Source organism: Staphylococcus sp. EG-SA-2 (genome assembly GCF_017152085.1).
Genome location: NZ_JACYHC010000361.1, coordinates 1 through 6,833 on the forward strand (window position 1 = coordinate 1; position 6,833 = coordinate 6,833).

At 33.7% G+C, this 6,833-nt stretch carries 6 protein-coding genes and 2 pseudogenes; 6 read left to right on the forward strand and 2 right to left on the reverse strand.

Annotated elements, in window-relative coordinates:
• The 3 genes and pseudogenes from IDG60_RS03390 to IDG60_RS03400 all read left to right on the forward strand — a co-directional run.
• Positions 1–126, forward strand: a pseudogene (locus IDG60_RS03390) (deoxyribose-phosphate aldolase); the annotation flags it as partial.
• A gap of 280 nt (positions 127–406) precedes the next feature.
• A complete protein-coding gene (locus tag IDG60_RS03395; RefSeq protein WP_001242311.1) occupies positions 407–1,708 on the forward strand; it encodes a pyrimidine-nucleoside phosphorylase in 1,302 nt (433 codons plus the stop codon).
• 13 nt (positions 1,709–1,721) lie between these two features.
• Positions 1,722–2,072: a DoxX family protein gene (locus IDG60_RS03400; RefSeq protein ID WP_001024035.1), complete on the forward strand. Its 351-nt coding sequence runs from the start codon at positions 1,722–1,724 to the stop codon at positions 2,070–2,072.
• Positions 2,073–2,223: 151 nt separating this feature from the next.
• Here the strand turns inward: IDG60_RS03400 and IDG60_RS03405 are convergent, their stop codons facing one another.
• Positions 2,224–2,694, reverse strand: coding sequence for an S-ribosylhomocysteine lyase (locus tag IDG60_RS03405; protein WP_000164421.1), 471 nt, complete (start codon positions 2,692–2,694; stop codon positions 2,224–2,226).
• Positions 2,695–3,004: 310 nt separating this feature from the next.
• Between IDG60_RS03405 and IDG60_RS03410 the strand changes: the two genes are divergently transcribed.
• From IDG60_RS03410 to IDG60_RS03420, 3 genes are all read left to right on the forward strand, one after another.
• The gene (locus tag IDG60_RS03410) at positions 3,005–4,189 is read left to right on the forward strand and encodes a M20 family metallopeptidase (RefSeq protein ID WP_001291497.1); all 1,185 of its coding nucleotides are present in this window, start codon (positions 3,005–3,007) and stop codon (positions 4,187–4,189) included.
• Positions 4,189–5,382 (forward strand): L-aspartate--L-methionine ligase LdmS, encoded by a 1,194-nt coding sequence (ldmS, locus tag IDG60_RS03415; protein ID WP_000183726.1) that lies wholly within the window; start codon positions 4,189–4,191, stop codon positions 5,380–5,382. The genes IDG60_RS03410 and ldmS overlap by 1 nt, the downstream gene beginning before the upstream one ends.
• Before the next feature lie 398 nt (positions 5,383–5,780).
• Positions 5,781–6,452, forward strand: coding sequence for a DUF2750 domain-containing protein (locus IDG60_RS03420; protein ID WP_000120549.1), 672 nt, complete (start codon positions 5,781–5,783; stop codon positions 6,450–6,452).
• 130 nt (positions 6,453–6,582) lie between these two features.
• Here the strand turns inward: IDG60_RS03420 and IDG60_RS03425 are convergent.
• Positions 6,583–6,833: pseudogene (locus IDG60_RS03425) on the reverse strand (type II pantothenate kinase); the annotation flags it as partial.

Genomic DNA, 6,833 nt, shown 5'->3' on the forward strand with positions numbered 1-6,833 from the left:
AAAGCATCAGGTGGCGTACGTAATTTAGAAGATTTCAATAAAATGGTTGAAGCAGGTGCGACACGTATTGGTGCGAGCGCAGGCGTTCAAATTATGCAAGGTTTAGAAGCAGATTCAGATTACTAATTTTATAAAAAAATATGTAAGCATGGGACATCGTAACCATATATAAGTATGTCGATATCAGCTTTAAGACATCATAAATGCCATGATGATTCTAAGTTAATTTAATAGGGACTTTAACGTTATAACCAATCTATTTAAGAATAATAACATCGCATTGAAATTGTGATATTAAAAATGAAATCGATAGCTTGCTATAATAATTTTCGCTTGTGCTTTTAAAAATGGACTAGAGAAAGCGCAGATGCTTTGTCCTAAGCTTTTTAAGAAAAGGATGATAAAAATGAGAATGATAGACATTATTGAGAAAAAGCGTGACGGTCATACACTAACAACGGAAGAAATTAATTTCTTTATTGACGGCTATGTTAAAGGGGATATTCCTGATTACCAAGCATCAAGTTTAGCAATGGCGATTTATTTCCAAGATATGAATGATGATGAGCGTGCAGCATTAACGATGGCTATGGTTAATTCTGGTGATATGATAGATTTGAGTGATATTAAAGGTGTCAAAGTAGATAAGCACTCAACAGGTGGTGTAGGAGATACAACTACATTGGTTTTAGCACCATTAGTAGCAGCTGTAGATGTTCCTGTTGCAAAAATGAGTGGGCGTGGATTAGGTCATACAGGTGGTACGATTGATAAATTAGAAGCAATTGATGGTTTTCATGTTGAAATAGATGAAGCAACATTTGTGAAATTGGTTAATGAAAATAAAGTGGCAGTTGTAGGACAATCAGGAAATTTAACTCCTGCAGACAAAAAATTATATGCCTTAAGGGATGTTACTGGTACTGTCAATTCAATACCATTAATTGCCTCTTCAATTATGAGTAAAAAGATTGCTGCTGGTGCAGATGCAATTGTATTAGATGTAAAAACTGGTAGCGGTGCATTTATGAAAACATTAGAAGATGCTGAAGCATTAGCGCACGCAATGGTACGTATTGGTAATAATGTGGGACGTAATACGATGGCGATTATTTCTGATATGAATCAGCCACTTGGACGTGCGATTGGCAATGCGCTTGAGTTACAAGAAGCAATTGATACGTTGAAAGGACAAGGTCCGAAAGATTTAACAGAACTTGTATTAACATTAGGTTCTCAAATGGTTGTACTTGCAAACAAAGCTGAAACGCTTGAAGAAGCGAGAGCGTTGCTAATTGAGGCAATTAATTCAGGTGCAGCATTAGAAAAATTCAAAACATTTATTAAAAACCAAGGTGGCGACGAAACTGTTATTGACCATCCAGAGCGTTTGCCACAAGCTCAATATCAAATTGAATATAAAGCTAAAAAATCAGGTTATGTGACTGAATTAGTCTCTAACGATATAGGTGTCGCTTCGATGATGTTAGGAGCGGGACGTTTAACAAAAGAGGATGATATTGATTTAGCGGTTGGTATTGTTTTAAATAAAAAAATTGGTGATAAAGTAGAAGAAGGAGAATCATTATTAACGATTCACAGTAATCGCCAAGATGTAGACGATGTTGTTAAAAAATTAGATTCAAGCATAACAATTGCTGATCATGTTGTATCGCCTACATTAATTCATAAAATCATTACAGAGTAGGAGTTGAAGCTGATTGAACATACTAAGATATTTATTAGGAATAGGTTTTAGTGTAATAGGTGTATTGCATTTTACACGAGAACGACAATTTAGAAATATCATACCGAAATGTTTGCCACTTCGAAAAACAGCGGTTCTTGTTACAGGAATCTTTGAGATATTATTTGGACTTGCACTTTTAATTAAAAGACCATCTCAATGCTTGAAAAATACAATCAATCTATTCTTGCTAGCTGTATTCCCAGCTAATATCTATATGGCAGTTAAAAAGTTACCTTTAGGAGATAAACAATTGCCAACATGGCAACTATATTTAAGGTTACCTATGCAGTTCGTGTTAATGGGACTAATTAAGAAATTATAGTGGTTCTCAAATAAATCGGACAAATGTTAAAGATTTTACTTTTTCATTTGTTCGATTTTTTGACTTTGAAGCATAATAAAAAGCAGTTGGACAATGGCGATTGTAACATCATTGTTCGACTGCTTTTCTGATTAACTTGATTGACTAAGATTTATTTTCCTGTACCGAAAACATCATGCCATTCGTTTCGTTTGTCTAGAAATGCTTGAGCGATAGTTTTAGCACCTTCTAATGAATGACTTGCTGCCCAGCCACATTGTACTTCATTACAAGCAGGCACTTCAGTAGCATTTAGCACATCATTTAAAGTTGCTTCAACAATATTTAATACATCATCATAATTATCATGATTAATAAATGATACATAGAAACCAGTTTGGCAACCCATAGGACTTAAATCAACAACTTTGTCACTATGATTTCTAATATTTTCAGCCATTAAATGTTCTAATGAATGTAGTCCTGGCATATCCATATGTTCTTTGTTTGGTTGTTTGAAACGAATGTCGTATTTGTGAATGACATCTCCGTTTAATCCTTCCATCGTTCCCGCTAATCTAATAAATGGGGCAACCACTTTAGTATGATCTAAATTGAAACTTTCAACATTCATTTTTGTCATTTTGAATTTCCTCCTATTTACTACTCAAAACTATAAAACGCTTATGATTTGTTGCAATATAAAACTTAAGTTTGTTGTAAGTTGTGTTTCTAACAATACTTAAATTGTAACAATAGGGCTTATGTTTTACAATTTGAAACTGTTTTATAAATTTATGAAAGGCTTTTAGTTATTAGAAAATTTTGTAAATAAAGAAAAACTAGATGACATCATGAGATAAAACCGATAGAATAAGTAATAATTCATTTTGAAAGAACAAAATATTGTGGATGATTAAAATGAGTGTAGGGTAAAAGGGAGATAGTAAAAAATGAGTGAAAAACAACAAATTCTCGATTATATAGAAACAAATAAATATAGTTATATCGAAATCAGTCATAGAATTCATGAACGTCCTGAACTTGGTAATGAAGAAATATTTGCGTCTCGAACTTTAATAGATCGTTTGAAAGAGCATGATTTTGAAATTGAAACCGAGATTGCTGGGCATGCAACTGGGTTTATAGCGACATATGATTCAGGTCTTGACGGGCCAGCTATAGGTTTTTTAGCAGAATACGATGCTTTGCCAGGGTTGGGTCATGCTTGTGGTCATAATATCATTGGAACTGCAAGTGTGCTTGGTGCAATTGGTTTGAAGCAAGTGATTGACCAAATTGGTGGTAAAGTAGTCGTTCTTGGATGTCCAGCTGAAGAAGGTGGGGAAAATGGTAGCGCTAAAGCTTCTTATGTCAAGGCTGGTGTGATTGATCAAATAGACATTGCCTTAATGATTCATCCGGGAAATGAAACTTATAAAACGATTGATACTTTGGCAGTGGATGTTTTAGATGTTAAATTTTACGGAAAAAGTGCTCATGCCTCTGAAAATGCAGATGAAGCGTTAAATGCATTAGACGCTATGATTAGTTATTTTAATGGTGTAGCACAACTACGACAACATATTAAAAAAGATCAACGTGTGCATGGTGTGATTTTAGATGGCGGGAAAGCAGCTAATATTATTCCAGACTATACACATGCTCGTTTTTATACTAGAGCAATGACGCGTAAAGAATTGGATATATTAACAGAAAAAGTAAATCAAATCGCACGTGGAGCTGCGATACAGACTGGTTGTGATTATGAATTTGGTCCAATTCAAAACGGTGTGAATGAATTCATTAAAACGCCGAAATTAGATGATTTATTTGCTAAATATGCTGAAGAAGTTGGTGAAGCAGTTATTGATGATGATTTTGGTTATGGCTCTACGGATACAGGGAACGTAAGTCATGTTGTGCCAACAATACATCCTCATATTAAAATAGGATCACGTAATTTAGTAGGACATACGCATAGATTTAGAGAGGCGGCTGCGAGTGTACATGGTGATGAAGCATTAATTAAAGGTGCTAAAATAATGGCGTTGATGGGGTTAGAGTTAATTACAAATCAAGACGTTTATCAAGACATTATTGAAGAGCATGCGCATTTGAAAGGGAATGGGAAGTAATGACAAATAATGGTAATGAGCCGAACTTAACGTTAAGTGATTTATATGACAAAGATGTTGTCTATACGTCAAGACCTTCGTATATATCGAATCCATGGTTGAAACCGGACGAACATCAATCTAATTTTTTAACTGGTAGGGAGTTATTAATAGCAAATCAATTACCTGTTATTGTTCACGAAGCTAGTGCGACAGACAAATTGCATCAGCTATTTCAAGTTATTGGTAAGGAAGTACCGAACTCAATTTATACATTTAACAATCAGCAATCTTACGAAAACTTGATCAAACAATTGGCACATAAGGAAAATAAAAAGATTTATTTTCAATATATTCATGATGAAACAATCTTGAATCAGCAATATTATGCATTAGATAAAACGTTATTTGTTGCTTTAAATAATAAAGCAAGAATACCTGAATGGACAAATGGGAAGTTTTTACCAAAAAGAAAAGTTGTAAAAATTGAGCAATTCGAAAACGAGATTAAGAATTGGGAATTCCCGTTAGTAATTAAGCCGGGAGATGATCTTCCGACAGCAGGTGGCTATGGCGTTATGATTTGTTATCATGATGCAGATTTACAAAAAGCGATAACGCGTATTAAAGAGGCAACTGCTGAAACGAATTCGCTTATTATCGAACAGAAGATTGAAGAAAAAGCGAATTATTGCGTTCAGTTTGCATACTCGGAATCGCTAGGCATTCAATATCTTGGTGCGGCAACGCAATTAACGGATAAGTACGGATTTTATAACGGAAATGAAAATACTACTAATGTACCAGAGCACGTTATAGAAGCAGGTAGACAAATTATGGAAAACGGTGTGAATCAAGGATTCTTTGGTGTAGCTGGTTTTGACCTACTCGTCGATGAGGATGATAACGTTTATGCGATTGATTTAAACTTTAGACAAAATGGTTCAACGAGCATGTTATTACTTGCTAACGAGTTGAATTCAGGATATCAAAAGTTTTATAGTTATCATTCAAAAGGTGATAACACACATTTCTTCAATACGATTTTGAAATATGTCAAAGAAGGTAGTTTATACCCGTTATCTTATTATGATGGTGATTGGTACGGTGAAGATAAAGTTAAATCAAGGTTTGGCTGTATTTGGCATGGTGATTCAAAAGAAACAGTACTGGAGAATGAACGCGCATTTTTAGCTGAACTTGAACACTATTAGAGTTCGGAACATAAGGCGCTACAATGTTGTGTTGCCAGTAGTTGACTGAATATGCGTTTGTAACAAGCTTTTTTCGATTCTAGTCAACAGTAATTAAATTTATGATATGGCAATACTTTGTAATACTAATATTAAATGGCGACTTTTATTTCACTATGTTATAAGAGTTGCCATTTTGTTGATAAAGGTATACTAAAGGTTATCGTTTTGAAATTTTTAGTAACTAGATATGTTTCGTGTTATAGACCGAATTTGTGTATACGTAAAATTTAATGCTATTGAATTTTTAAAATGAAAAACATGACATTAAATTGAATTCATAATATGTCTAATTGACTAACTTGTTGGAGTCATTTACTATTTTATGTATGACATATTTTAAAAAGTGAGGGTCAAGCATGTCTTATAAAGCATATCCATTCTTTAGAGATATATTAATAAATGAATGTATTTATTTCGCCTCTAAAAATAAAAAACTAGTACGCCTAAATTATAAAAGTGAAGCGTATGTAGGCGTTTGGACAGAAGAAAGTGTGGCCGTATCATTTTTAACAAGTCGTGATATTCCATTTGATAAAGTTGTAAAAATGGACGTTGATCGTTTTGCTACTTATGAATTAGATGAATTGTTTGATGAACAAGACCATATTATTATGAATCAAACAATGGAAGAAGAAGGGCATCTACTAAACGTTGTAGCTGTTACACAAGAAGTGATGACGGAATTAGATAAAATTAGAATCAAAGAATTTGTCCAAGATGTAGCAAAATATGATGAAGTATACGGCTTAACTAAAAAAGGTAGTAAGCAGTTTATTCTCATTAGTGAAAATGATAGCGACGAAAAAAAGCCGCATATTATGCCTGTATGGAGTATTAAAAACAGAGCGTTAAAAGTTCGAGATGAAGATTTTGAAGAGTGTGATTTAATTACGATTGAAGGTTCTGTTTTCGGAGAATGGCTAGATGAACTTAGAGATGATCATAAAGCCGTTGCAATAGATTTAAAAACTGGCGTGGTTGGTACAATTGTTTCAGCGCAAAAATTGTCTAATGAACTTACATTTTAATTGAATTGAGTTGTAAGTAATTAAGTGATAATAAATGGAACAATACGTATTCCAAAACACGTAGACCATAAAATAAAAGGCCATTTATATAGCGTTTATTTAAAACAACGCGCATATAAATGGTCTTTTTCTATTTACCTAAATATAATGCACCAATAGCACCTGAAAATGCGCCGTTTTCAACATAGTACGGTTTGCAACCGCGTAACACAGTATAATCTTCCACAACTTTGCGTAATAAAGCGTTATTATGGAATGAAGAACCGATATAAACGATATTTTCAGTTTTAAATTCACGTGCAACAGTAATGGCCATTGTCGTAACAACTTCGCCAACGACACCAATAACGGCTGCTAATTTATTGCTAGGTGTAAAATCAG

Bases quoted from the DNA above. Each gene is read 5' to 3' on its own strand.
- ldmS (WP_000183726.1), top strand. From the start codon at position 4,189: ATGACAAATAATGGTAATGAGCCGAACTTAACGTTAAGTGATTTATAT.
- IDG60_RS03405 (WP_000164421.1), bottom strand. From the start codon at position 2,694: ATGACAAAAATGAATGTTGAAAGTTTCAATTTAGATCATACTAAAGTG.
- IDG60_RS03420 (WP_000120549.1), top strand. From the start codon at position 5,781: ATGTCTTATAAAGCATATCCATTCTTTAGAGATATATTAATAAATGAA.
- IDG60_RS03410 (WP_001291497.1), top strand. From the start codon at position 3,005: ATGAGTGAAAAACAACAAATTCTCGATTATATAGAAACAAATAAATAT.
- IDG60_RS03395 (WP_001242311.1), top strand. From the start codon at position 407: ATGAGAATGATAGACATTATTGAGAAAAAGCGTGACGGTCATACACTA.